Source organism: Deltaproteobacteria bacterium (genome assembly GCA_040223695.1).
Classification (GTDB): Bacteria; Desulfobacterota_D; UBA1144; order Nemesobacterales; family UBA2774; genus JAVKFU01.
Genome location: JAVKFU010000009.1, coordinates 159,751 through 184,171, shown reverse-complemented (window position 1 = coordinate 184,171; position 24,421 = coordinate 159,751). Strand labels below are relative to the sequence as shown.

Genomic DNA, 24,421 nt, shown 5'->3' with positions numbered 1-24,421 from the left:
CTTGCAGTATAATGGGTTTATCGTCTTTATAATAACTGCGCAGGGAGAACCGGATGAAGGACAGAACAACGAGATGGATGACCAGAGATACCGCTTTATTTATTATGCTGGTATTAGGTTTATGTATGGCGGCGGGCACGACAGGCTGTGACAGCGAGAATTCGAGCGATGATACTACGAGCGGGAGTATCGTGGAGGCGGGCGGGATGCTCGCGAGCGCGCCCGAGACATTTTCATACGTTGCCGGCGGGACGGAGCGGCAGATGCTCGATTTCTATAGAATTGAGGAGCCCGCATCCCAAAGCGCGTCACGTGTATCTACAGATGGGGGTTCTTCTCCCAGACCCGCGCTGGTGTGGTTTCACGGCGGGGGGTGGGTAACGGGAGAGAAAGAAGACATACCTCAGATAGCTTTTGATATAGCAGAGGGGGCGGGCTTTCACCTTGTGTCGGTTGGATACAGGCTTGCGGGTGCGGACGCCGAACCGTGGCCGGGAATAATTCATGAAGTTAAATCGGCGATAAGGTGGCTAAAATTAAATGCCGACGGGCTGGGAATAGACCCCAATCTGATAATTGTCGCCGGGGAGTCGGCGGGGGCGCACCTTGCAGCGATGATTGCATCATCGAGCGGGATGGCCGGGCTTGAAGGGCCGGTTAATCCCGGAGTCTCAAGCGATGTGGCGGGAGCCGTATTGTTTTACGGCCCATACGAGCTGAACACAATAGTAGCGCAAGGAATCGAAGCGCTCACCACGGCAGGCTGCGGCATTGAGCTTAACCCAATTCCTGTATGGTTCTTACTCGACTGTCCGCTTCCCGATGATCCTTTCGACCCGTTAAGCGGATGCGACCAGACGGACCTCTCCGAAGCGAGCCCCGCGACACATGTGGATTTTACGGACCCTCCCATGTTTCTCGCAAGCGGGACTGCCGATTGCACCGTGCCCTGGCAGCAGACGCTCGATATGGACAATGCTCTGAACAGCGCGGGCGTGCCGCACGAAGTATCTATCACCGAAGGCGGGGAGCATGACGCCGGGACCCTCGATGTGAGCGCGGAGGACGTAATCTCATTTGTAGGCGCGAATGTGACGAATTCAATACCGACCGGCAACGGTGTTATTGTCGATGACGTCGCGCAGGATATCACCTGCGACAGCGGAGGCTCCTGCACCTCAACACTACTGCAGACGCTGGAAACAAGCTATGATGCAAGCGGGCAGAATTTCTATATCCTGGCGGATTTCGCCAGCATAAATAATCTGCCTAACGGCAGCTTGATGACCGCCGACACAGCTTGCCCCTCTGACCCGGGCAATTCTGTGCTTAATTACTTATCCCTGCCTCTAATTAAAGAGTCTGTGCTGAGTCTCCCCGAGCTTGGTACCTGTTTACCGGGAGCAACGGTTACAAACATTTATAAGAACCAATCTAAAGACGGTGAGAATAGAATTGTGTTGCCAATGATAAACGGAAGCGCAGATGAAATTAATAACGCGAGTATGGGTACATTAATCAAGCTGGCCGACGATATCGCAGACACCATCAACAATGATCCGAACGCGGACGGCGTTGCATTTGATCTGGAAAGCCCGACCCTGTCGGAGAACGCAACAACGGTATTCATCGGAGAGCTTGCCAAGCAACTATCGGCCGAAGGTAAATATATCGCAATTTTTGATCCGAAACTCCAGCAGCTTGCTCCGATCAGCACCCAATACAATAATATTATCGCATTAGTTGCCTTATACGATTACGGATTGAATCCCTCGGCCCCGTATGAGCCGTTGTCTGTCAGCACATATCAACAACACACCTCAAACAATGCGGTTGAAGCCTATTTCGGAGGTTTTGGGAAGGATATACCCGTTTTATTCGTCACGCCCGCGGCAGCCACAACTACTCTATGGGAACACTTGAATGTCTATAATACTAATTTCCCGAATGGCATTGACCCGATGCTAAGCGAAACACCGGTCGGGTGCAGCATGAGCAGTCTGCCTGTAAACATCCTGAACCAGTTTCTTGCCGCCCCGCCGAACGGGAAAAATCCGCTCGATTATTATTTATCCCAATGCCAGCGCTATAATAACCCGAACAGCACAACACAGCTCGATTACTTCAACGCAAGCCTCTCAGCCATTACCAGCGGATATAACGCAAGCACAAACAAGAACCGCAAATTAATCGGGACAGCGCTTTATAACCAAAAGCCCGACGGTTTTTATGGCCTGACGTGCGCCAAGAATACATATTCTCTTTTTGATACCCCATCGTTATACAAAAAATGCCTGGGCTTTTATCCGGAGAGTATATCAGATTCTATGTGGAGCAGTTTGAAACAGTGGAGCATACCGGGCAGCCAGTAATAAACGATAAGGTTATGGGGTTAATAGTTGGCTTTCGGTAGGATCTTTAGCCGGCGTGCTTCTCACCTATAGTCAAGCTTAGTAAATAGGACATATACAAAGCTCGAAAACTGAAATTTGATTGAATACTAAGCCCGGCCAAGAAAATCTATTATATGCTTATAGATTTCTTCGGGCTTTTCTTCCAACAGCCAATGCCCGGCCTCCTTTATAAAAATCAGCTCGGCATCGGGGATGGTATCTTTCAGCTTCTCAGCATACTCGGGTTTTTGAAACTCGTCTTCCTCCGCCCACAAAATAAGCGTCTCATGAGGCAAATGCTTCAGCTCTCCCGCGATAGCCTGAGTGTATTCCGGGTTCAGGCGGCGAAAATTCCTGAATAACGATTTTTTACCTTCTTCAGTTGACCAGGGCTCGAGATACATATTAATTACATCTTCCGTCATCACCTCTTCGTTATAAACTCCCCGGGGCATGAAGCCTCTCATCATTTTCAGGAACTCGTCAAGGCTCATCTTATCCTCCGCGCCCTCCTCCTGAAGGGGCTCGAATTCCGGTATCGGCCAGGAATCAAAGCATACGGAATCCATGAGGACCAGCTTATTCACCCTTCGGGGATAATTGACAGCCATGATCTGAGCGACCCCTCCGCCGATATCGTGCGCCGCTATATCGGCCCTGTCAATATTCAGCTGATCCATAAATTTCAGAATATACCGGCTTTGAGCCTCTATGGATACGTTGGCATCGGACGGTTTATCGGATTTCCCGTAATTGAGCATATCGGGCGCTATGACACGGTAATTGTTTGATAACGCCGGCATGACCTTGCGCCACAAGAGACTTGAGGTAGGGATACCGTGTATCAAAATAAGCGGATTACCTTCACCCTGTTCGCGATAAGCGATTTTATGATCGTCAATAAGTACGGTTTTTTGCTGACGTTCATCCATGCGAGTTCTCTCCCTTTTGAAAAGTCATCTTAAATCCAAAGACTTCGTTTAAAAATAATACTCGCGTCTAACCCGCGCTTCACAAATCCGACTATTTATTTTGTCCCGAACCGCTGAAGCCCGGTCCCACTTTTATATATCCATATTAGCGGCAAATATACTGAGGGCCAAAAGCAGTATTGGGAGAATGACAAAAAATTTGACTACCGACCAATCATCTTCATTCATTTCATTTTTCTTATTAATCGGATACTCTCCTCCTCTTTAAATTCTAATTAGAATATTTGCAACTTATATGCCAATATTCCGGAATTTGAATTTTGCATACATCACAGGGACTTAGCAGTTCGAGACGTACTTCTAAAATTACGATATTTATTAGACGCAAGATATACTACAGCCAGGACTGCACATATATGAACATTATCGGAGTTTAAATTGGAGATTTATTAAAGGAGTGAATTCAAATCAGGTTCCCGGAAGCCAGTTAAGTTCTCCGGGAGAAGGTCAATTGGTCGCAGGATAGATTCTACTCTTATATTGATCCCCCCTCATGAAAATGATTTAACCAATGTAGCAATGCAGTAATTCGAAGAACTTACCTCTCCACAAGCTCTACTCTTCGGTTTTTCGCCCGACCCTCTTCGGTTTTGTTGGAAGCGACAGGGGCCAGAAATCCGAGACCTTTTGGCGTGACCCTTGAGGCCTCGATCCCGTGCTCCAGGGCGAGGACAGCGGCCACCGCATCCGCCCTGCGCTGAGAGAGGTCGGTGTTATAGTCGAGGCTTCCCTTATTATCCGTATGCCCCACTATGAAAATATTGAGGCCGGGATTGTTTTTGAGAAGCGTGGCTATTTCAGCGATCGTGGCTTCTGACTCGGGCTTTATGTCGGCCTTGTCGAAATCAAAATAGATTCCGTATATGGATACGCTGCCGGTCTTGAAAATTTCCTCCGCCATAGCGCCCGCGTCAACCGTGACCATGTCTTCCTGCATCGGGGCGACCTCTATAACGTCCACCTGTGTATAGATATGGTTCCTGTCCTTTCCGCCCCCTGTGGTATTTTTCACCGTATAGAGCGAAACATACACGTCCCCTTCCGGGCGGGCGAGCCTTGCCGCGAGGTACCTCTGATCGTAATAGTTGTCCCCGAACATCGAGTTGTACTCGACCACTTCGTGATTGAAATCCCTCCCGCCGCATTCTTTATTGCCGCAAGTATAGAGGATTTCAAACCCGGCCTCTCCGAGCGCGTCCTCATAGTTTTTGAAGACCTCCAGGGTGGACCTGTCCTCCGGGAGATAATAGGATATTTTAGTTACTTTTCCCTCCAGCTTTTCACTCCCTTCTGCCTTGCGGTTATCGGGTTCGCCCGGAGCGCGGACAACCTTGCCCAGGAGAAGCGTGTATTCATCGAATTCGCGGAAATCGTAATCCTTGATTTCCGAGCCCTGATATCTAGACACAACAGGATGGTCTTTACTTCCTTCCACGTCCCCCGCCGATGCGCCCGCAAATGGAATAAGGAGAAAGCATATAAAAATTTGAGCAAATACTGGATGGAATATCTTGTTCATTTCATCCTCCGGATAAATATCATTGATTTCTATAATAACCCCTAATATAAGAAATACGAAGGGGATTTTAACACCGATAGGCCGAATTCTTTCCTCCCGGAACGTTCTGCCGAGACACCGGGCAGAAATGCGCTGATTATTTTCGAAGGGGAAATTAGGTATCTTAATTTTAAAGACAAGAGAAACAGGAGTTGAGATTTATGGAATTAAAGGAGCTCGGGAGGACAGGGGTGATGATCCCCGAGATAGGACTTGGCACCTGGAGATACAGGGGCGGGGTCGAGCCTCTTAAAAAAGGCATCGAGCTCGGGGCTTTCTTGATCGACACGGCGGAGGGTTACTACACGGAGGATACGGTAGGCGAAGCGGTAAGGGGAATCAGGGACGAGGTCTTCATCGCAACGAAGGTCTCGGGCAGGCACCTAGGATATGACGACGTGCTCCGCTCGTGCGAGGAAAGCCTCTACAAACTGGGCACCGACTATATAGACCTCTATCAGGTGCACTGGCCGAACTCGTCCTTTCCCATAGGCGGAACTATGGAGGCGATGGGAAAGCTTGCGGACAGGGGGCTTATCAGATTTATAGGCGTAAGCAACTTCGATGTAGACGAGATGGAAGAGGCCCAGTCCTATCTGAATAATCACCCTATAGTCTCGAATCAGGTCCTGTACAATCTAAACAGCAGGGGGATAGAGAAAGACCTCCTGCCCTATTGCGAAAGGAACGGGATAACGATTCTGGCCTACACGCCGCTCGACGACGGGAGCCTGGCCGGAAAACCCCGCTTCTTAAATTCAAACAGGATGAAAGTCCTGGAGGAGATATCGGAAGAAACGGGCAGGACAGCCGCTCAAGTCGCCCTTAACTGGTGCACGTCCCGGGAGAGCGTGGCGGCTATTCCCAAGTCGGACAGCGTTCATAGAACCGAAGAGAACTGCGGAGCCTCGGGCTGGCGTTTGTCGGAGGAGCAGATTCTCCGCCTGGATAAGGCATTTTCATAATCCTTAAGCTCCACACATAACTATAAAGCCATGAATCTTTTATATATAATCTTCATCAAAAATTGCATAATTTATAATATAAACACTAAGGCGGTTGGTTATGTCAGGCACAGCCGGCCCCGGTGAGCAATGAGAATCGCTACTTTAAGAGCGGAAAAGCTAATGGTTCCGATACTGGTGTTGATATCGCTCCTGACGACCCCGATTGATTATTCACACAGCTCACAGGCATCTGAAAACCGCGCTCAGGGCGCATTCGACCACTCGTATTCGTCCTACAACGCCCTCTTGAATAAATACGTGAAAGACGCGAAGGTCGATTACGGCGGTTTTCTGGCTTCCAGGAACGAGTTCGAATTATTTTTACAATCGCTTGGGGATGTAAAGCAAAGCGAATACGAGGAGTGGAGCCACAAGGAAAAGCTCGCGTACTGGATAAACGCCTACAACGCGTTCACCATCAAGGCCATTATCGATCACTATCCCATAACGAGAAGCTTCAGCTTCATAGGACTCTTCGTTCCCTCAAACAGCATACTGCAAATAAAGGGGGTATGGGACAAGCTTGAGTTCAGGGCGGTCGGGCGGGAGCTGACCCTTGGAGATATCGAGCATGAGATACTGAGGAAGGAATTTAACGAGCCCAGAATTCACACCGCGATCAACTGCGCTTCGATAGGATGTCCCGACTTGAGGAGCGAGGCATACACAGCCGACAGGCTTGACGAGCAGCTGACCGACGCGTCTATAAATTTTGTAAATAACCCTGAGAAGGGTTTTTATATAGACCCGAAAAAGAGAAAAGTGAAATACTCCAAAATATTTCACTGGTTCGGAGAGGATTTTATTCAAAACTACGGCGACGGTTACGAATTCGAGGGAAGGGATGAAGAGGAGAACGCAGTACTGAATTTCGCGCTCGTTTATCTACAGTCCGAAGATTCCAAAGAGTACGTCAGGAAAAATAAATTTAAGATCGGACATCTCGATTACGACTGGCATCTGAATGAACAAGAGACAGATGACAAGTAACGGCTATTCCGGAAGAAGCACCACAGGAATTAAAAATAGTAGTATATCCGGCCTTAAAACTATACTTCGTGAGAAGACAGGGTTTTTGCCGACGAGTACGCCGATACCATATAAGGGACAAAAAAAGTCATAAAGCACTGAAAATAAAATCTGGGCGTAAAACTGAACACCATAATTTCGTCGTAATGGTTTATTAATATCAAAACCGGGGCGACTACCAGAGCCACTCTTATCGCCCTTAGCACCGTCTCCCTTCTGAAAAAATTTTCCATAAAGATTCCGAGGTCTCTGTTCATATCATTCCCTTGCATGCCAGTCTGATAAATCACTGTTTATTATCGTCAATTTAATTCAGAATTACTATTTATGCAGGCGGGTTCGTACCGGAAAATAGACTCAGCCGGCGTCCTCAGCCGAAGAGAAAACAGGCGTGTCGGGCCTGAAGGTGTACCAGGCGAACCAGTAAGTAACGAAGGACTTAACGGGCCTGTCAGCTTCATCGTACGCCCCTACGTACTTTCCGTCTTCATACTTTATTACTATATTCCGCCCGCCGAGCTCGTCTTTAAGGGGCGTAGCCGTTTTTTCAAGCTCGGAGAAGGGATATGCCTTCACGTCGCCGCCCGATAAAACGACGAGGACCTTCTCCTTGGGATGAAACCTGTCGCTCTTGTGTTTGATGGGGAACATAACGGACGCCGATCTTTCATACCCCGAATACGGCTGATTACCGTAGTCTCTTGAGAAACCGGTATCCCTCGAAAGAACCAGGGTTCCGGGATGCTTCTCTTTCCATTCCCCCCAGGTCGCCAGGGTCGAGGGTAAAATGTCAAATTCCGTGCCGGCCATTTTGCCGCTGACAGCCTTCATCTCGAGCTGCGACCAGAGGCTTTCGGTCTGATGATCGTAGAACAGAACGTCCGACTGATAAAGAAGGCCGGAAATGCCGAAAGAAAGCGTTCTTCCGTCTATCTCCCTGCTGAAAATGAGGGTTGATCCGCATAGAGGACAGTAGGATACTAAAACGGGCCTACCGCCCACAGTGTCGTTTACGGCCTCGTGCCATACCAGTATCCTGAGAGGATAAGTCTTTTGAACACTGCCGTCATCAATTCCCGCGACAAGGTCGGAGTCATTGAGCCACCCGGAAGCCTTTTCGGCGGACTCGAACTTCGGATTGAGAATCGCGGGAATTCCGTCCCTCGGAGGCCCGCCCGAAAATATCTCATCCTTCGGTATCAAGCTGTTCGATACGTCGAAACCGTTATACTGATTCGCGGCGAGCCCGCCCTCGGCCAGTAAAGTGATTGCCGTCAAGAAAATTATAAGTGTCGCAAGTAGTGTTCTCATAAAATATTATGATGATAAAACGAATAAAAAGTTTCTCCCTGATAACGAATATCAACATCTCGACATCCTGATATTGCCGGGCTCAGACATATGCCGGAGTGTTATGATATATTTCATAGAAAAATTTCAAGGCCGGCACGAATCTATTAAATTAACCGGAGGAAAAATGACCGAGAATAATTCGACAGATAAAATGAACTGGGACCTGACGAGTTACTTCCCCGAGTTCAACGGACCCGGGATGAAAGAGTTTAAGGAACGGCTTAAACAGGACATTAAATCGATCAGAGAAAGAGCGGCTTCGCTTACCCCGTTAAATGAGGAGAACGAGAGCGGATGGGAAGAGGTTTTCCTGAAAAACGAGGATATAGTTACGCGCTACTCCCACCTCAGCTCCTACATAGGTTGCCTTTCCGCGGCTGACGGCAACAACGAGGATTATTTGAGGGAAGAGGCCGAAATGTCCATGCTCGGGGCGGAGTTATCGAAGCTCAAAGTGGAACTCCAGAGATCGGTGAAAGACGCTTCGGAGACCGCGTTTAACTCGTTCGCCGGAAGAGAGAGCCTGGCAAGCGGCGGTTATTACCTGAGGAGGCTGCGCGAGGAATCGCAAAAAAGAATGGACTCCGAGAACGAAATTCTGGCGGCTGACCTCGGTGTTGACGGTATAAACGCATGGGGGAGACTCTACGATACGGTTTCCAGCAAGCTCAGGTTCGAGATGGAATACCCGGACGGGACGACCCGGACCCTGCCCATTTCTCAGAGGCGGTCGCTGATGGAAAAACCGGACAGGCGAGTGAGAAAAGCAGCTTTCGAGGGGGGCAACAGGGCCTGGAGAGGCATTGAGGACACTGCCGCGGCTGCGTTAAACGCCATATCAGGCACGAGGCTTACTCTGAACAGATACAGGGGCATCGACCACTTTCTCGAAGTAGCCCTGTTCCAGTCCTCCGTGAGCAAGAAGACGCTGGACGCTATGTTCGAAGCAATATACTCGGAGCTGGAAGTGCCGCGCAGCATACTCAGGCTCAAGGCAAAGACAATGAAACGTGATAACATCGCCTGGTTCGATCTTGGCGCCCCGCTCGAACTGCCCGCTGAAAAGACACTATCATGGGATGAAGCGAAGAACCTTGTCGGGAATTCATTCTCCGCCTCATACCCTGAACTCGGAAACTTTATAGAGAAGGCATATTCAAAAAACTGGATAGACTGGGAGCCGCGTGAGGGCAAGCGTCCGGGGGGCTTCTGTACGGGCTCGCTTCTGACAAAGGAGTCAAGAATTTTCATGACCTTTAATGAGACAATCGGGGACGTTCTGACCCTCGCCCACGAGGCGGGCCACGCATTTCACAGCTACGTAATGAGAGACATCCGCCCTTACGCTCATTTCTATCCTATGACACTGGCCGAATCGGCCTCCACTTTCGGAGAAATGATACTCGCCGAAGGAATCATGGAGGACCAATCGGTAACGGACGCCGAGAAAGCCCTCATGCTGGATATGGAAATCAATCACGGGGCTATATATTTGATGGACATACCGGTACGGTTCGAGTTCGAGAAAGCGTTTTACGAGGAGAGACAGAAGGGAGAGGTGAGCGTAAGCAGACTAAAGGGGCTGATGACGGAAACCCAGAGACGAATATTCGGCGATGTGCTCGAGGAAGGGGGTGAAGACCCCTACTTCTGGGCGTCCAAGCTTCATTTCTACATTACCGGGATTACGTTTTATAATTTCCCGTACACCTTCGGCTACCTGCTGAGCCGTGGGTTATTCTCCATGTTTAAAAGAGAAGGGAAGGAATTTTTACCGAAGTACGAGGAGTTTCTACGCCTTACAGGCTCCGATACGGCGGAGAATGTAGCAAAAAGGAGCATAGGCCGCGATCTTGAATCGCCCGAGTTCTGGGCCGAGTCGATCCACACGCTCAAAGAACCCCTGGAGAGACTAAAAGCATTGATTTGACGGGCGGGACGCCGGGGTAAAAAACGTTTGACGGAAAATGTGACGCTCAGACCTTGAAAAAATTACCGCAGAATTACATACCGGCAATGGAAGCATGAACCGGATTGAAGGATAAATCCAGTATCAAAGACGCCATTATGACAAGCATATACAGTATAGAGGCGCCAAACGCCTTACCGTAACCCGAATTCGTGACGGCGCTCCGGATAATGATATACTCGAAATACAGGCCGGAAATAACCGCAAAGATCGCGTAATACGCCGAGACATAGCCCAGGAACCAGAGCGAAAGGGAGAGGGGAAAGAGGGATACCGAATACAGGAGTATCATTATATTCGTATATTTTGCTCCCATCGCGACCGGCATCACGGGCACACCGGCCTTTTTATAATCCAGCTTGTACTTCTGGGCAAGCGCCCAGAAATGAGGGGGCTGCCAGAGCATCATGAAGACGAACAGGATTATTCCATCAATGCCGATAGAAGGTCTTACAGCCGAGTACCCTATGAGGACGGGTAGCGCGCCCGGAAGACCGCCGAGTATAGTCCCGTAGGGAGAGCTTCTTTTCAGGTAAAGCGTATAGAGAAGGGTATAACTCAGTATCGCCGCTATTATAAAGGCGGCATTCACCACATTCAGATAATAAAAAGAGATAAAAAGGGATATAGCTATGAAAATTAGGGATATTATTACAGCTGTCCTTTCTCCTACCACTTCGAGGGCGTCCACGCGTTTGCTGAGCCTGCTCATAAGGACGTCGATCTGTTTGTCGAGCACATTATTCAGAATGGCGGAGCCGGCAGCGCTCAGAAGAAGAGATACCACCGCCAGGAGAGTCAGGCCTAAAGCCGGTACCGTCCCCGCCGCCAGAACCATTCCGGCAAATCCCGTAAACGCGACGCTCAGAATAATGCCCGGTTTCGAAAGGAGGATCGTTGAAACAACTATCCTGGACGGCGCTCTGTCTACATGTTCAATCGTATTCATAGTCAGATAACTTATTCCCGAATTCAAACTTTTTTAAAGCTTCCCGTCATTCCCAGGAACCAAGTATAAAGCACAAGAGATAGTATTAAAAGCGCCACCAGCAGGTGAAGCGCCGCGGCCGCGAAGTTAAGCCTGGTATAAACCACCGCGACACCAAGAAGTATCTGAACGATTATAAGGCCAAGCGCAATAAACAGCACTCTCCTGTAACTCCTCAGGCCCCGAGACATATAAGACGAAACAAGCAGCACTATAACGATTAAGGTTATAAGATAGGCTATCATTCTGTGCGCAAAATGATTGAGGATAATTCCGGAGAGTTCGGGAGGTATCCAGTAACCGAGACACGTCGGGAAATCGGGACAGGCCAGCCCTGAGTCGGAATGCCTCACATAGGCCCCCATAACGGCCTGAATAAACACCAAAACACCCAAAAGAAAAAAAAGCCCCTTGTAACCCTCAATACTGAACCCCGGCTTATTCTCAATTCCGTCGAAAAATACCAGGTACAGGACCAGCGAGAATATCACAATGGCGTTGGCGAAATGATAGGTGGTGAGATCGACGGGCAGCTCCATGAGGACGACAACGCCCCCGAGGACTATCTGGATCAGAAGGAGCAGCACGACAAGAATTGGAACCGCTCTGGCGCCGCCCCGGTAGCTCCTGACCCTTTGATAGGAGAGAATAATCAGGAAGATCGACGCTACGCCCCCTATGACACGGTGCATGAATTCCATATAGATATCCCATCTTAGGGGGGGAAGAACCGACCCGTGACACAGAGGCCAATCCGGACATGCGAGTCCCGCTTTAAGACCCGCAACCAGATTTCCCCATACTAAAAGCAGAAACAGGAGAATGAGAGAGATTTTACCGATCATTGATTATTTCTTATAGACTACGGGACCACAACCCTGGTAAACGTATCGAGAATTGTCATTCCTATTAAAAGACCGAGCAGGCTCAGAGGAAAGAGCGCAAATACCCATGTAATGGAATCTTCGAATTTTAAATGCATGAAATAAAGAGCCACTATGGAAGCCTTTATAGACGCAACCCCCATGGCAACCACGATATTGAAGATCCCGAAGTGTATGTACGACACATAGACGGTAATCGCCGTAAGGATCATGAGAACTATCCATACGATAATGTATGTCCTGTTGCCTGTTATATGTTCTTCAGTATGAGTATCTGTCGCCATTTTTTTATTAACCTCCGGTCAGCCGATTAAATATAATAACGGGAAAAGATATATCCAGATTAAATCCACCAGGTGCCAGTAAAGCCCCCCGACCTCTATCGGGGTATTGTACTTCGATGTGAACTTCCCCTTCAGCGTAAGCACAAGCATTACCGCAAGAATCACCAGCCCTATAAAAACGTGCAGCATGTGAAGGCCGGTCATCATAAAGTACAGAGAGAAAAATATACTCGTGTCAGGGTAAATGTGGTGGGCAAACTTGGCTCCGTACTCAAAATATTTCACAACGCCGAACCCGAGCCCGCAAATAATCGTGACAAGCAGCAGAATGGCAGTCAACTTTTGCTTGCCCCGTTTTATAGCTGTCACGCCCATAGCCATCGTCAAACTGCTGAAAATAAGTATGCAGGTATTGACGGCTCCCATTTCCCTGTTGAGCTCCTTGTGCTGCTCGAAAAACATCTCCGGATACTTCGCGCGGAATATGGCGTAAGCGGCGAATAGTCCGCCGAAGAGCAATATTTCCGTCCCCAGGAAGAGCCACATGCCGAACTTGGAAGAGCTGTACTCTACTGCCGGGTCCATATGATGTACGTGTGAATGTTCAACGCTGGGGCGTTCCATTTTTTAAGCCTCCGGTTCCTTCTTTTTTCCGTAACCGTAAGTCCAGTCGGTTACATGGGGTATTTCATCAAAGTTTTCATGGGGCGGCGGCGAAGGCACCTGCCACTCGAGAGAGAGCGAATTATAGGGGTTCTGCGGGGCCTTCTCTCCGTTAAAGAGACCCGCGATCAGATTGACTGTCATAATAAGCACTCCCAGGCCCAAAATCCAGGAGCCGTAGGTTGACAGCGACATCAGGGACTCGAACTCCGCCGGATAGGTCGCGTACCTCCTTGGCATTCCCTGAACTCCGAGGAAGAACTGAGGGAAGAACGTAACGTTGAACCCGACGAATACGAGAAACCACGCGATTTTAGCCACCATTTCATTGAACATTTTCCCGAACCATTTCGGATACCAGAAATGAAGCGCGCCGAAAAATCCCATCACCGTTCCGCCTATCATGACATAGTGCATATGCGCAACGACAAAGTATGTGTCGTGAAGGTGGATATCGGCAGCGAGCGCGCCGAGGAACAGTCCGGTCAGGCCCCCTATGGTGAAAAGGAAAATAAAACCCAGTGCATAGAGCATGGACGAATGTAAATGGATTGAGCCCTTGTACAGAGTCGCGGTCCAGTTAAACACCTTTATCGCCGTAGGTATCGCAACCAGGAATGTAAGGAATGAAAAGATCGTCGCCGCGAGAGAGGAAATACCGCTTGTGAACATGTGGTGCGCCCAAACGAGGAAGCTGATAAACGCGATACCGAGACTCGAATACGCAATGGCCTTGTAGCCGAAAATCGGCTTTCTGGCGAAAACGGGAATTATCTCCGAAATGACGCCCATAGCGGGAATTATCATTATATACACCGCCGGGTGAGAGTAGAACCAGAAGAAGTTTTGGAACAGAATGGGATCGCCGCCCTTGGCGGGGTCAAAGAATCCTACCCCCAAGGTCCTTTCCGCTATCAGCAAAAGGAGCGTAATACCGACAACCGGGGTCGCCAGGAGCTGAAGCACAGCCGTTGCGTACGAGGCCCATATGAAAAGCGGCAGCCGGTGCCAGGTCATGCCCGGGGCCCTCATCTTGTGAATAGTCACAATAAAATTCAGCCCGGTGAGTATCGAAGAGAATCCGAGCACGAAAACACCCAAAGTTATTAATACAACATCCGTATCGGTCGTAGCGCTGTAGGGGGTGTAATATGTCCAGCCCGTATCAGCCGGTTTCATAAGCGCCAGAAGCACTATCAGCGTGCCGAGCAGGTATATCCAGTAACTGCCCAGGTTCAGCTTGGGGAACGCGACGTCCGGCGCCCCGATCATGAGAGGTATCAGGAAGTTCCCGAAGCTCGCCGCGAGCCCGGGCACAACGAAGAAGAAGACCATAAGCGAGCCGTGAAGGGTGAAAAGCACGTTGTAGGTATGAGGCTGTACGAAATCCGCGGCCGGAGTCAGCAGTTCCAATCTCATCAGGAGCGCAATCACACCGGCAACCAGAAAGAAAAACGAGATGGATACAAGGTACATAATCCCTATTCGTTTATGGTCAGTGCTGAGGAGCCAGGATAATATTCCCTTCTTCTCTAAATACGGAACATATACATTGTGGGCAATCGAATGATTTGCCATGAAAATACGCCTCCTTGGAAAATAAAAACTTTAATTCAATGTCTTCATGTACGCAATTAGCGCGGTAATGTCATCATCGCTTAAAATCCCCTTGAAAGAGGGCATAACAGGCTGATACCCCTTAACAACCTGCGTTTGAGGCTCCAGAATCGACTCTCTTATGTAGTTCTCGTCAACCGTTACCGTAGAGCCGTCCTGCATCTCTTCCTCCCTGCCCCAAATCCCCTTAAACGTAGGCCCGACAAGGGTGGTCCCGTCAATGCTGTGACAGGCGTTGCATCCCTTCTCCTTATAAATTTTTTCTCCGAGCTCGGCGGGCGGCAGACCAGCGACTGCCCCTCCGTCGTCAACCTCTATTCCCTTTTCCCAAATGCCGTAGGCCTCGGGGCTGAGAACTATTACCTTCCCGAGCATAGCGGAGTGTCCGGTACCGCAGTACTCCGCGCAAAATATATCAAAAGTGCCGATTTTAGTAGGAGTAAACCATAACTGGGTGTATCTTCCCGGAACCAAGTCCTGCTTCACGCGGAAAGCGGGCACGAAGAAGCTGTGCAGAACGTCATCAGCCCTCATGACCATCCTCACAGGCCTGTTTTGCTGCACGTAAAGCTCGTTAAGCGTTTTCTTGCCGTTATAGTATTCAAAAGTCCAGAGCCACTGTTTTCCGAGAACCGACACTTCGAGAGCATCTTCCGGAGGTGTTTTCATATCCTTGAAAACGACAAAGCCGTATATAAACAGGAGTATCAGCAGGATCGAGGGAATAACCGTCCATATTATTTCCAGAGGCTCGTTTCCGGTAATATAAGGCGTCTCCTCGTCTTCTCTTCTCCGTCTGTATTTAATCGCGAAATAAACCAAAAGCACGGTTATCAGCACAAAGAAAACCAGAGACATAAGGGTGATAACCCACAGTACCCCGTCTACTTTGGTGGCCAGATTTGATGCTACCTCGGGAATCCAAGTCATGTGTCTGTTTTAAACCTCCATTCTCCTATTCAGGTTACTTCCTCTCCTTTCTCCAAAAATAGGCAAGCACTCCGCACAGAGTGAATAACGTAACTACCCCCGCAGCTTTAACTATATTTAACGCTTTAAGCGCGTATCTTTTTCCGATCGGATCAAACCCGTAGCAAAAAAGCAGAACCTTGTTAATTACCCTGGAAGAGCCTACCCGCCCTTCGGATGCCTCGATCAGTGAAAGTCTGAAATCACTGGGCTCATGCTGAATGCCGTGGAGGTATCTGGAAATCTTCCCCTCGGGTGTGAGAATTATTAGCGCGGAAGCGTGGGCGAATTCCTCTCCGTCCTTCTTATATCTGAATCCGACGGATTCGGTAAGTTTTTTTATATTTTCCGCATCCCCTGTGAGGAATTCCCAGTTTTCCTCCGATGCTTCCCCGCGTTGCGTGCTTGACCGGTATTTTACAGCTTTGGATTTAGCTATGTCGGTGCTGTCCTCAGGATCGAAACTCACTGTCAGGACTTTAAAATCCTCTCCCAGAGAGAGCGAGTTCATTTCGTTAATAACCTGGAGAAGCCCGTCTGAAGCAAAATTGCAGAGTCTGGGACAGCTATAGTAAACAAGACTTAAAACCGTAGGTTTGTCTTTCGCTAACAATTGACCGAATTCCGCCTTCGAATTATTCTCATCACTGAGAATTATATTATCCGGGAGAATGTCCCCGAGTTTTTCATCAATCCCTATTTCCTTTATATCCCTCGAGTCCGTTATGGCGTGGGCGGAGTTGATGGAAAAAAACAGAAGGGGCATCAGAATACTTAATATAATTTTCACTTTGGACATATCTATAAGCCGGACCTTTTCACCTTGAATACCGCGGCCTAAATAATCACACGGAACCGCTTATTCGTTACTCTGATAATATTTGCTATGTTCCTCATATTATGGGGTGAATATTGGATATTTTAATGAAACTATGCAGGGTTATCCTAACTGTAAAAGCTCGACCCTTATAACCTCAAAACGAGGTAGATTTTAGCTGATTATAGTTTCCTGTCAAGTTGATTAAAGCACCCCGCGAAGCGCTTAAATTTGGAATTATCGAATTTGATTTTAGAATAACTGTAATGAGTTCGATTACGGATATTGAAGGTATCAGGGTAGGACACGCTTCTGATTTTGAGGCCGTCACGGGATGCACGGTTATCCTGTTCGAGAAACCGGTGACGGGCGCAATAGATTTGAGGGGAGGAGGAACGAGCACGAGACAGATCGACTCTCTGCTCTCACATAATACATTCGGCAAAATTCACGCAATCCTGCTTACGGGAGGGAGTGCTTACGGCCTTGACGCTTCAAGCGGGGTAATGAGATACCTCGAAGAATCGGGCACAGGTCTCGGTGTGGGATACGGAATGGTCGTGCCGTCGGTCCCGACAGCAGTGATATTCGACCTCGGAATCGGAGACGGAAAGATAAGGCCCGATGCCGAGATGGGCTACGAGGCATGCGTGAACGCTGCCGCGGACGGTGTGAAAGAAGGCAGCGTCGGAGCCGGAACGGGGGCTACTATCGGAAAGCTACTGGGGTTAAATCACGCGACCAAAGGCGGAATAGGTACTGCCAGTTACAAATTAGACAACGGTACGATTGTCGGAGTCCTGGCCGTCGTAAACGCGTTCGGAGACATAGTTTCTCCTGAGAGCGGGAAAATCATCGCGGGGGTAAGGGAGTCCCCCGATAGCGGAAAATTCGCGGGAACCGTAAACCTCTTCAAAAACGGAGTAAAGTTCAGACCGGAGGAATCTCAAAATACTACCCTGGCCGTCGTCGCGACAAACGCTAAATTCTCCAAATCCGAGCTTTACAGGATAGCCAGCATCGCTCAGACGGGGCTTGCGAGGGTTATTTCCCCCGTTCATACTGTCGCGGACGGAGATGTAGTAATCGCCGCATCGTGCGGAGGGATGGAGGAGGAAGCGAATCTTGTCGGCATCATCGCCTCGGAGCTTGCGGAAAAGGCCATATTGAGGGCTGTAGAACGCTCCACGAGCCTGGGCGGCATACCGGGACTGAGCGATCTCGAATAGGAGGAAATCACCTCAGCTCCACAGCGGTGGCGGGCACGGGGAATTTCCTCATCCTTATTCCAAGCACTATCCCCACCCCTATCATCGCGGTAAGTGTCGAAGAACCTCCGTAGCTCAAAAGCAAAAGGGGTACGCCGGTTATCGGCAGAAGGCCGATAACCATTCCGACATTTACAACGATGTGCCAGAAGAACATCGCGGCGATCCCGAAACATACGAGGACGGAAAATTTATCTTTCGATCGACTCGCGGTATCGAGAATCCAGAGAATAATCATGAAGTAAAGCAGGAGCGCGGCAACACCGCCCAGAAACCCCCACTCCTCGGCGAGAACGGAGAAGGCGAAATCCGTTTGCTGGGCCGGGATAAACCTCAACTGCGTCTGTGAGCCCGCCATAAAACCCTTGCCCGTAAATCCGCCCGAACCCACGGCTATCCGGGACTGTATCGCGTTATATCCGGAGTCGAGCGGGTCTCTTGAAGGGTCAACAAATGTTTTAATCCTTTCTTTCTGATAAGGCTTGAGAAAGAAATGCCACGCGGGATATGAAAACCCCAGGACCAGAGCGAGTAAAAGGGCCAGAGACCTCTTCCTCACACCGATAAACAATATCATGCTTCCCGAAATCAATATGATGGTGAGAGCGGTCCCGAGATCAGGCTGAAGCATCACGAGAACCAGAGGAAACGCGACAAGCAAAGCCGGTTTTATGAGATCGAGCAATCCGTAGGAGTATCCCTGATAGTCATTGTCGTAAAATCTTGCCAGCGCCAGAATTACGGGAATTTTTACAAGCTCCGAGGGTTGAATAGTGGCAAAGGACCCGATGCTGATCCAGCTTTTGGAGCCCGAAACCTCCCTTCCGAAATAGAGAACGAAGAGCAGAAGAAGTATAGAAAGAACATACAGATAAAGAGAGTACTGCTTTAAAAGCTTGTAGTTTATGAAAGAAACTACAAGCATGCATAGAACTCCGAGCCCAACCCATAATATCTGCTTCTTGAAAAAGACCAGGCCCGTTTGATAGGACGCGCTGTAAAGATTCAGCAGAGACAAAGCGGAAAACGCCAGTATCATCAAGAATAGAGACCAGCCGAAGCTGTAGAAGAGCCTCCTGTCAAACATTATCATTTGCTTTTCTCTCTTCCTTCAGCTTGAAATAGATTTCCATTATTTTTTTGGCCAGCGGCGCCGCAACAGCCCCGCCCTTGCCCCCGTGTTCTACCAGCACCGTCACCGCAATCTCAGGGGCCTCGGCGGGCGCAAAGGACGTAAACCATGCGTGGTCCATGTGGGACTTATTGCCGGTTTGCGCATCAAGCGAAACAACCTGGGCGGTTCCGGTCTTTCCGGCAACCGTGACGTTCTCGAGACGCGCCCGGCGTCCGGTGCCGCGCGGGTCGTTCACCACTCCCGTCATCGCATCTCTGATTATCGAGATAATTTCGTCCTCTACGGGAACACGCGCCACGCGTTCCGGTTTTATCTCGTTTACATCACCGCTGAAAGTCACTTCCTTCAAAACCAGATTTGGCTTGAGAAGGGTTCCGCCGTTTGCAATCGCCGCCGTCATCACGGCTATTTGTAAAGGGGTAGTGCTCACATATCCCTGTCCGATCGCAGAGACAATTGTCTCACCCTTGTACCATGGCTTCTTGAACCTCTTTAATTTCCATTCCCTGCTCGGCGCCACACCCGCCCTCTCCTCTATTCCGATTCCGGTAACGGAACCGAAACCGAAATTATTCATATATTTCGCGAAAGTGTCTATCCCGAGCCTCTCGGCGATTTTGTAAAAATATACGTCACAGGACTGGACAATAGCATTTCTCATATTCATCCATCCGTGCCCTCCCCTCTTCCAGCACCTGAAGGTATGCGTCCCCAGCCTGTAATATCCGGGGCAGTGAAAGCGATTATCGGGGTTGACAATCCCCTCTTTCATTGCGGCCGCGCTCGCAACCATTTTAAAGACCGAGCCCGGCGCGTACAGGCCCTGAGTCGCGCGGTTGACCAGCGGGAAGGTCTTGTCGTTCATTAGCTTCGTCCACGTTTTGGAATCAATGCCTTTTATAAAGTCGGCGGGATCAAAAGAAGGCTTGCTCGCAAGGGCAAGCACCTGGCCGTTTTTAACGTTTACGGCTACGATTGCCCCGGATTCTTCGCCGAGCGCCTCTTCCGCCGCCTTTTGAAGATCTATGTCTATTGCCAGAAAGATATCTTTGCCGGGAACGCTGTTCTTACTCTTGAGATCCTTCTGAAAGGGACTCGAATCCACTTCGCGTCCGAGCGCGTCCGTTACCTTTTGTACGAATCCGTCCTCCCCGTGGAGCGAGGACTCCCAGCTCTTCTCGATCCCCGTTTTACCCACCAGCGCGTTGTTGCTTAGTTTTGGATTGTCCTCAAGGTCGTTTTCATTTACTTTGCCTATATAGCCGAGGAAAGAGGCTCCGAGCGTACCGTGCGGGTACTGTCTTAAATTATTCACCTCGATAATAAGCCCGGGAAGCGAGCTCCTTCTCGCCTCAATAAAAGCAAGCTGGTCGCGGTTAATGTCTTGAGCTATAAGGATGGTCTTAAAACGGTTTTTTCGGGACGCCTGCGAAACTTTTTCCGCAATATCTTTATTATCCAGCTCCAGGATCATGGACAGGTTTTTACTCAGGCTGACCACGTCATCTACATCTTTGGGGAGGACATATATGTCAAAAGAGGGCCTGTTTACTACAAGTTCCCTCCCGTACCTGTCAAGCACCCTTCCCCTTGGAGCGGGAATTCTCTCTACCCGTATTCTATTTTCCAGCGAAAATAACTCGAACTCGTCTCCCTTCAGGACCTGAAGGAACCATAGTCTTGAAGCAAGCACGAGGAATGCAATGCCGAGTATTATTGTCGATACTACAAGCCTACTTCTGAAATCTTGCATGAACCCTTCTCGCAGCCCAAAAGAGTGGAACCCCTACAACGGTATTGATGAGCCCCTGGGTCATTATCTCATTAAATGAAATATGAAATCCTCCCTCACCCTTTATTTTAATTACAGACAATATAAAAGTCCACGTAAAAATTGTCGCGACGAATATAACCAGTCCCTGAACAATCATTTTTTTCAAATAAACATGATTAGAGCTGGACCTGACAAGAAGATATGCGCTCAAGCGGGAGATGGTGAACGTCCCGGGCAGATTGCCCGAAAGGACATCCATCATGTAACCGTTTCCGGCAGCGAGCAAAAAACTTCCTCTGGTCTCGGAGTACACCGCAAGGAAAACTATCAAGATCAGATTCAAATCCGGGAACAGATACCCCGCAGTTCTAGGGGACAGAAGGGTCGTTTGAATTGTTATAAACAGGATTGAAATTATTACTAACGAGAATATTGTGACTGTTCTATTCATTCAGTACCACATTGTTTACCGATTTGAGGATGATAACAACCTCCTCCAGTGAGTTTAAATCGACATGGGGAGAAACCGAGGCAGTGATAAAGCTGCCTTTAGTATCGACCGCGGTAACGGTGCCGATTATAACTCCCTTCGGGAAGAATCCGTCTTTACCGGAAGATATAACCTTGTCCCCCGTGCTCACATCGGATTTTTTCTCTATATATTCCATCTGACATCCGTTCCCGGCCCCTTTTACTATTCCCCTCGCGCGCGTCCGGTGAATGTAGGCGTCAACCGCGCTTACCGGGTCCGTAATCAGAAGCACCTCGGAGCTTTTATCGCCTGCGAGCAGTATCCTTCCGACTATACCGTCAGAAGACGCCACGGGCATCCCTTCGTACACACCGTCCATTGTTCCCTTGCCCACAATGACAACCTGAGAACGCAGTATCGAGGGACTCGCGCCTATGACGTTGGCAGAGACAACGGGATAGGATATGTCCTCTTTAAACTCCAGAAGTTTTTTCAACCTCGTGTTCTGAACCTCTGCTTCGGCGAGCTCGAATTTCTCACGGCGAATCCTGTTTAGCTCTTCCCTGAGCCTCATGTTTTCTTCTCTGATTTTTATCAGACCGATATAATTTTTCCAGACGCCGACTGTCTTATTCGTCAGACCGGAAATAAATTTCTGGGGGTAGTAGGTTAAAGTAAGAACGAATCTGGATACGGGATTATTACTTTCTCTTTCTCTCAAATCGAGAGAGAAAAGCTGAATGGCAATAAAAAAGAGAATAAGAATTATTATAAATGTGCGACGCTTGAAGAAGAACATTTACATATCATAACAGCTTATAGTCAATAAATCACCGACATTGGCAGGGTTCTTACGAGTATCCGATGCTCACCTCTCTCAGGAGGTCGAGCTCGTCCAGCACTTTTCCCGAACCGTAAACTACGCACGTCAGAGGGTCATCGGCCCTCGAGACCGGAAGCCCCGTTTCTTCCTTGATCAGCTGATCCAGATTCCCCAGAAGCGCTCCCCCGCCTGTAAGCACGATACCGCTGTCGACTATGTCGGCTGCGAGCTCGGGAGGGGTTCTTTCCAGGGTCTGTTTTATACCCTCTATAATAAAGCTCACGGGCTCCGTAAGCGCTTCCCTTACCTCTTCGGATGTTATTTCAATAGTACGCGGTATTCCGGCGCGCAGGTCCCTGCCCTTTACATTCATTGAACCTATATCGCCGTTGCCCAATACCTTTCCGAGTTTTTTCTTGACGTCTTCCGCCGTTCTTTCACCGATAAGCATGTTGTAACTTCTTTTCACGTATTGAAGTATAGCTTCGTCGAGCTTGTCCCCGCCGATTTTGATGGATTTGCTCACGACGATACCGGCAAGCGAAATTACCGCCACACTCGTGGTTCCACCCCCTATGTCGACGACCATGTTTCCGGTAGGCTCCGTGACGGGCATTCCGGCCCCTATGGCTGCGGACATCGTTTCCTCGATCAAATAGACTTCCCTCGCCCCCGCGGCCTCGGCCGATTCTCTGACGGCCCTCTTCTCCACCTCCGTTATACCTATAGGCACGGAAACGATAATACGCGGCCTTACAAAACTTTTTCTGTTGTTGTGGGTCTTGCGGATAAAGTATTCAAGCATTTTCTGGGCTACATCGAAATCGGCTATAACGCCGTCCTTGAGAGGTCTTATCGCCTTAATCGAACCGGGCGTCCTTCCGACCATATCCTTCGCTTCTTTACCCACAGCGAGTATTTTTTTTGTCGCTCTCATGTCCTCCTGTACCGCGACTACAGAGGGCTCGTTAGCCACTATTCCCTTCCCCCTTACATATACCAATGTGTTCGCGGTCCCCAGATCGACAGCGAGATCATTTGAAAACCATCCTAAAATCGTATCGAATATCATTTCCAATACCCTCCTACCCAAATTATAAGTCAGAAATTAATAAAATGTTATTAATGAGTTATATAGAAATCCCAACCCGGAACCTTAGCTTAATATTAACACAAAAAAGCGTAAGCTGATACTATAATAGAGAGCGGAAGAAAATCAAGGAATATAAGAGCTTATTTTAGCCGATTTAAAGTTTTTTCTCTCCGGACGATCCCTTGTAAAAGGGGAGCTCCGATACCCCGGCATTGAGAGTTTGCGCTCCGGCAGAATGAATCGAGACCCTGGTGCCCGGCTCCCTGAATTCCCTTCTTATGTATCCGAGGGCTACCGGACGGCCCAAGACGGGGGAAAACACGCTGCTCGTCACACGCCCGACCTTTTTATCGCCGTTATAAATTTCGTCATCCCTCAGAGGCAATTCGTCCCCGTCTATAATAAATCCCGTAAGATGACGGTTAACATGGCCTCTCCATTTAATACGAGCCACGACCTCCTGCCCTACGTAACAGCCCTTCTCGAAGTCGAGCGCATGCCAGAGCCCGGCCTCTATAGGAATGGTGCTTTCGTCCATATCCCTGTCGTAAACCGGAATCCCGGCTTCTATCCTGAGTATTTCAAGAGCATCGGAGCCGACGGGCTCGAGTCCCGAGTCCGCCCCCCTGCCCGAGAGCAGCTCCCACAGATTGCCCAGGCTCTCACTGCCGGCGTAGAGATCATAGCCTTCTTCCCCGGTTCTGTTAATCCTTACCGCCGTAACCTCCATCCCCTCTACGTCCGCTTTGAAATGGGAGCGTTCGGACATTTCCGCTACTCCGCCTCCGAGAAGCTCCTGAACCAAGCCCCGCGCTCTGGGCCCGTGAACGGAAAGCAGGCCGAGACTCTTTGTCATATCCTCTATGTCGGCCTTATATGACAACCTGAATTTTTTCAACAGATCCCCTACCTTTTCATTAAGTCCCGGCTCCATATCGAGAAAAACATAATCCTCACCGCGGTAAACATTCATATCGGAGAGCACCCTTCCCTTCACAGTGAGTATTGTAGCGTACATGCCGCTTCCCACAGGCAGCTTGACCACGTCATTGGTGAGCATGCCCTGAAGGAACTTCAAATGCTCTTTCCCGCTAAGCCGCAATTTACCCCTGTGCGAGAGATCCGTAATCCCCGCATTTTTTCTAACGGCTTCGTACTCGCCTAATTTGTTGGCGTAGCTCCCCGGTATAAGCCATCCACCCTGTTCGGTGAAGCTTGCGCCGAGGGACTCGTGCAACTGATGGAGGTGCAGTTTATTCATAACGTTTACGATTACCTGTCTAGCACATAAGTATAACCATAGGGCGCGATTCTGCCCAAGTAATATTCATAT

22 protein-coding genes are annotated in these 24,421 nt (G+C 49.2%); 5 read left to right on the top strand and 17 right to left on the bottom strand.

The window, feature by feature from the left end; genetic code table 11:
• Nucleotides 1-53 precede the first annotated feature (53 nt).
• Nucleotides 54-2,372 (top strand): alpha/beta hydrolase, encoded by a 2,319-nt coding sequence (locus RIG61_02480; GenBank protein ID MEQ9618022.1) that lies wholly within the window; start codon nucleotides 54-56, stop codon nucleotides 2,370-2,372.
• Between the two features lie 128 nt (nucleotides 2,373-2,500).
• Here RIG61_02480 and RIG61_02475 read toward each other — a convergent pair whose 3' ends face one another.
• Both RIG61_02475 and RIG61_02470 read right to left on the bottom strand, forming a co-directional pair.
• Complete coding sequence (locus RIG61_02475) at nucleotides 2,501-3,325, bottom strand: alpha/beta hydrolase (GenBank protein MEQ9618021.1); 825 nt, start codon at nucleotides 3,323-3,325, stop codon at nucleotides 2,501-2,503.
• Between the two features lie 598 nt (nucleotides 3,326-3,923).
• Nucleotides 3,924-4,904: a DUF4892 domain-containing protein gene (locus tag RIG61_02470; GenBank protein MEQ9618020.1), complete on the bottom strand. Its 981-nt coding sequence runs from the start codon at nucleotides 4,902-4,904 to the stop codon at nucleotides 3,924-3,926.
• Between the two features lie 200 nt (nucleotides 4,905-5,104).
• Here RIG61_02470 and RIG61_02465 point away from each other — a divergent pair, with 200 nt between their 5' ends.
• Nucleotides 5,105-5,908, top strand: a complete 804-nt coding sequence (locus RIG61_02465) for an aldo/keto reductase (protein MEQ9618019.1) — start codon at nucleotides 5,105-5,107, stop codon at nucleotides 5,906-5,908.
• A gap of 162 nt (nucleotides 5,909-6,070) precedes the next feature.
• On the top strand, nucleotides 6,071-6,940 hold the full coding sequence (locus RIG61_02460) for a DUF547 domain-containing protein (protein MEQ9618018.1): 870 nt from the start codon (nucleotides 6,071-6,073) through the stop codon (nucleotides 6,938-6,940).
• 59 nt (nucleotides 6,941-6,999) lie between these two features.
• On the opposite strand, the gene nrtS is transcribed toward RIG61_02460, so the two are convergent.
• Entirely contained in the window at nucleotides 7,000-7,236 is a 237-nt protein-coding gene (gene nrtS / locus RIG61_02455; protein ID MEQ9618017.1) for a nitrate/nitrite transporter NrtS, read from the bottom strand.
• Nucleotides 7,237-7,336: 100 nt separating this feature from the next.
• On the bottom strand, nucleotides 7,337-8,290 hold the full coding sequence (locus RIG61_02450) for a DUF3179 domain-containing protein (protein MEQ9618016.1): 954 nt from the start codon (nucleotides 8,288-8,290) through the stop codon (nucleotides 7,337-7,339).
• 166 nt (nucleotides 8,291-8,456) lie between these two features.
• On the opposite strand from RIG61_02450, the gene RIG61_02445 reads away from it, so the two are divergent.
• Complete coding sequence (locus tag RIG61_02445; protein ID MEQ9618015.1) at nucleotides 8,457-10,262, top strand: M3 family oligoendopeptidase; 1,806 nt, start codon at nucleotides 8,457-8,459, stop codon at nucleotides 10,260-10,262.
• A 73-nt stretch (nucleotides 10,263-10,335) separates the two neighbouring features.
• On the opposite strand, the gene cyoE is transcribed toward RIG61_02445, so the two are convergent.
• The 7 genes from cyoE to RIG61_02410 are packed head-to-tail and all read right to left on the bottom strand — an operon-like array spanning nucleotide 10,336 to nucleotide 16,505.
• A complete protein-coding gene (gene cyoE, locus RIG61_02440) occupies nucleotides 10,336-11,250 on the bottom strand; it encodes a heme o synthase (protein MEQ9618014.1) in 915 nt (304 codons plus the stop codon).
• A gap of 23 nt (nucleotides 11,251-11,273) precedes the next feature.
• Nucleotides 11,274-12,134: a COX15/CtaA family protein gene (locus RIG61_02435; GenBank protein ID MEQ9618013.1), complete on the bottom strand. Its 861-nt coding sequence runs from the start codon at nucleotides 12,132-12,134 to the stop codon at nucleotides 11,274-11,276.
• Between the two features lie 17 nt (nucleotides 12,135-12,151).
• The gene (locus RIG61_02430) at nucleotides 12,152-12,457 is read right to left on the bottom strand and encodes a cytochrome C oxidase subunit IV family protein (GenBank protein MEQ9618012.1); all 306 of its coding nucleotides are present in this window, start codon (nucleotides 12,455-12,457) and stop codon (nucleotides 12,152-12,154) included.
• Nucleotides 12,458-12,475: 18 nt separating this feature from the next.
• On the bottom strand, nucleotides 12,476-13,081 hold the full coding sequence (locus tag RIG61_02425) for a cytochrome c oxidase subunit 3 family protein (protein ID MEQ9618011.1): 606 nt from the start codon (nucleotides 13,079-13,081) through the stop codon (nucleotides 12,476-12,478).
• A 3-nt stretch (nucleotides 13,082-13,084) separates the two neighbouring features.
• On the bottom strand, nucleotides 13,085-14,698 hold the full coding sequence (gene ctaD, locus RIG61_02420) for a cytochrome c oxidase subunit I (protein MEQ9618010.1): 1,614 nt from the start codon (nucleotides 14,696-14,698) through the stop codon (nucleotides 13,085-13,087).
• A gap of 30 nt (nucleotides 14,699-14,728) precedes the next feature.
• The gene (coxB, locus tag RIG61_02415; GenBank protein MEQ9618009.1) at nucleotides 14,729-15,667 is read right to left on the bottom strand and encodes a cytochrome c oxidase subunit II; all 939 of its coding nucleotides are present in this window, start codon (nucleotides 15,665-15,667) and stop codon (nucleotides 14,729-14,731) included.
• Nucleotides 15,668-15,701: 34 nt separating this feature from the next.
• Nucleotides 15,702-16,505, bottom strand: coding sequence for an SCO family protein (locus RIG61_02410; GenBank protein ID MEQ9618008.1), 804 nt, complete (start codon nucleotides 16,503-16,505; stop codon nucleotides 15,702-15,704).
• 284 nt (nucleotides 16,506-16,789) lie between these two features.
• On the opposite strand from RIG61_02410, the gene RIG61_02405 reads away from it, so the two are divergent.
• Nucleotides 16,790-17,752 carry a P1 family peptidase gene (locus RIG61_02405; protein ID MEQ9618007.1) on the top strand — a complete coding sequence of 321 codons (963 nt, stop codon included), beginning with the start codon at nucleotides 16,790-16,792 and terminating at the stop codon, nucleotides 17,750-17,752.
• A 7-nt stretch (nucleotides 17,753-17,759) separates the two neighbouring features.
• Here the strand turns inward: RIG61_02405 and rodA are convergent, their stop codons facing one another.
• The 6 genes from rodA to RIG61_02375 form a co-directional block, all read right to left on the bottom strand.
• Entirely contained in the window at nucleotides 17,760-18,884 is a 1,125-nt protein-coding gene (rodA, locus tag RIG61_02400; protein ID MEQ9618006.1) for a rod shape-determining protein RodA, read from the bottom strand.
• Nucleotides 18,871-20,679, bottom strand: a complete 1,809-nt coding sequence (gene mrdA, locus RIG61_02395) for a penicillin-binding protein 2 (protein ID MEQ9618005.1) — start codon at nucleotides 20,677-20,679, stop codon at nucleotides 18,871-18,873. The genes rodA and mrdA overlap by 14 nt, the downstream gene beginning before the upstream one ends.
• Nucleotides 20,660-21,151: a rod shape-determining protein MreD gene (gene mreD, locus RIG61_02390; GenBank protein ID MEQ9618004.1), complete on the bottom strand. Its 492-nt coding sequence runs from the start codon at nucleotides 21,149-21,151 to the stop codon at nucleotides 20,660-20,662. The genes mrdA and mreD overlap by 20 nt, the downstream gene beginning before the upstream one ends.
• The gene (gene mreC, locus RIG61_02385; protein MEQ9618003.1) at nucleotides 21,144-21,971 is read right to left on the bottom strand and encodes a rod shape-determining protein MreC; all 828 of its coding nucleotides are present in this window, start codon (nucleotides 21,969-21,971) and stop codon (nucleotides 21,144-21,146) included. Before mreC ends, mreD begins: the two co-directional genes overlap by 8 nt.
• Before the next feature lie 52 nt (nucleotides 21,972-22,023).
• A complete protein-coding gene (locus tag RIG61_02380) occupies nucleotides 22,024-23,073 on the bottom strand; it encodes a rod shape-determining protein (protein ID MEQ9618002.1) in 1,050 nt (349 codons plus the stop codon).
• A 169-nt stretch (nucleotides 23,074-23,242) separates the two neighbouring features.
• Complete coding sequence (locus RIG61_02375) at nucleotides 23,243-24,349, bottom strand: aminomethyltransferase family protein (protein ID MEQ9618001.1); 1,107 nt, start codon at nucleotides 24,347-24,349, stop codon at nucleotides 23,243-23,245.
• Nucleotides 24,350-24,421 lie beyond the last annotated feature (72 nt).

Bases quoted from the DNA above. Each gene is read 5' to 3' on its own strand.
- mrdA (MEQ9618005.1), bottom strand. From the start codon at position 20,679: ATGCAAGATTTCAGAAGTAGGCTTGTAGTATCGACAATAATACTCGGC.
- RIG61_02460 (MEQ9618018.1), top strand. From the start codon at position 6,071: ATGGTTCCGATACTGGTGTTGATATCGCTCCTGACGACCCCGATTGAT.
- RIG61_02465 (MEQ9618019.1), top strand. From the start codon at position 5,105: ATGGAATTAAAGGAGCTCGGGAGGACAGGGGTGATGATCCCCGAGATA.
- ctaD (MEQ9618010.1), bottom strand. From the start codon at position 14,698: ATGGCAAATCATTCGATTGCCCACAATGTATATGTTCCGTATTTAGAG.
- RIG61_02475 (MEQ9618021.1), bottom strand. From the start codon at position 3,325: ATGGATGAACGTCAGCAAAAAACCGTACTTATTGACGATCATAAAATC.
- RIG61_02445 (MEQ9618015.1), top strand. From the start codon at position 8,457: ATGACCGAGAATAATTCGACAGATAAAATGAACTGGGACCTGACGAGT.
- coxB (MEQ9618009.1), bottom strand. From the start codon at position 15,667: ATGACTTGGATTCCCGAGGTAGCATCAAATCTGGCCACCAAAGTAGAC.
- RIG61_02375 (MEQ9618001.1), bottom strand. From the start codon at position 24,349: ATGAATAAACTGCACCTCCATCAGTTGCACGAGTCCCTCGGCGCAAGC.
- RIG61_02430 (MEQ9618012.1), bottom strand. From the start codon at position 12,457: ATGGCGACAGATACTCATACTGAAGAACATATAACAGGCAACAGGACA.
- cyoE (MEQ9618014.1), bottom strand. From the start codon at position 11,250: ATGAATACGATTGAACATGTAGACAGAGCGCCGTCCAGGATAGTTGTT.
- mreD (MEQ9618004.1), bottom strand. From the start codon at position 21,151: ATGAATAGAACAGTCACAATATTCTCGTTAGTAATAATTTCAATCCTG.
- RIG61_02450 (MEQ9618016.1), bottom strand. From the start codon at position 8,290: ATGAGAACACTACTTGCGACACTTATAATTTTCTTGACGGCAATCACT.
- RIG61_02405 (MEQ9618007.1), top strand. From the start codon at position 16,790: ATGAGTTCGATTACGGATATTGAAGGTATCAGGGTAGGACACGCTTCT.
- RIG61_02480 (MEQ9618022.1), top strand. From the start codon at position 54: ATGAAGGACAGAACAACGAGATGGATGACCAGAGATACCGCTTTATTT.
- nrtS (MEQ9618017.1), bottom strand. From the start codon at position 7,236: ATGAACAGAGACCTCGGAATCTTTATGGAAAATTTTTTCAGAAGGGAG.
- mreC (MEQ9618003.1), bottom strand. From the start codon at position 21,971: ATGTTCTTCTTCAAGCGTCGCACATTTATAATAATTCTTATTCTCTTT.
- RIG61_02435 (MEQ9618013.1), bottom strand. From the start codon at position 12,134: ATGATCGGTAAAATCTCTCTCATTCTCCTGTTTCTGCTTTTAGTATGG.
- RIG61_02410 (MEQ9618008.1), bottom strand. From the start codon at position 16,505: ATGTCCAAAGTGAAAATTATATTAAGTATTCTGATGCCCCTTCTGTTT.
- rodA (MEQ9618006.1), bottom strand. From the start codon at position 18,884: ATGATAATGTTTGACAGGAGGCTCTTCTACAGCTTCGGCTGGTCTCTA.
- RIG61_02470 (MEQ9618020.1), bottom strand. From the start codon at position 4,904: ATGAACAAGATATTCCATCCAGTATTTGCTCAAATTTTTATATGCTTT.
- RIG61_02425 (MEQ9618011.1), bottom strand. From the start codon at position 13,081: ATGGAACGCCCCAGCGTTGAACATTCACACGTACATCATATGGACCCG.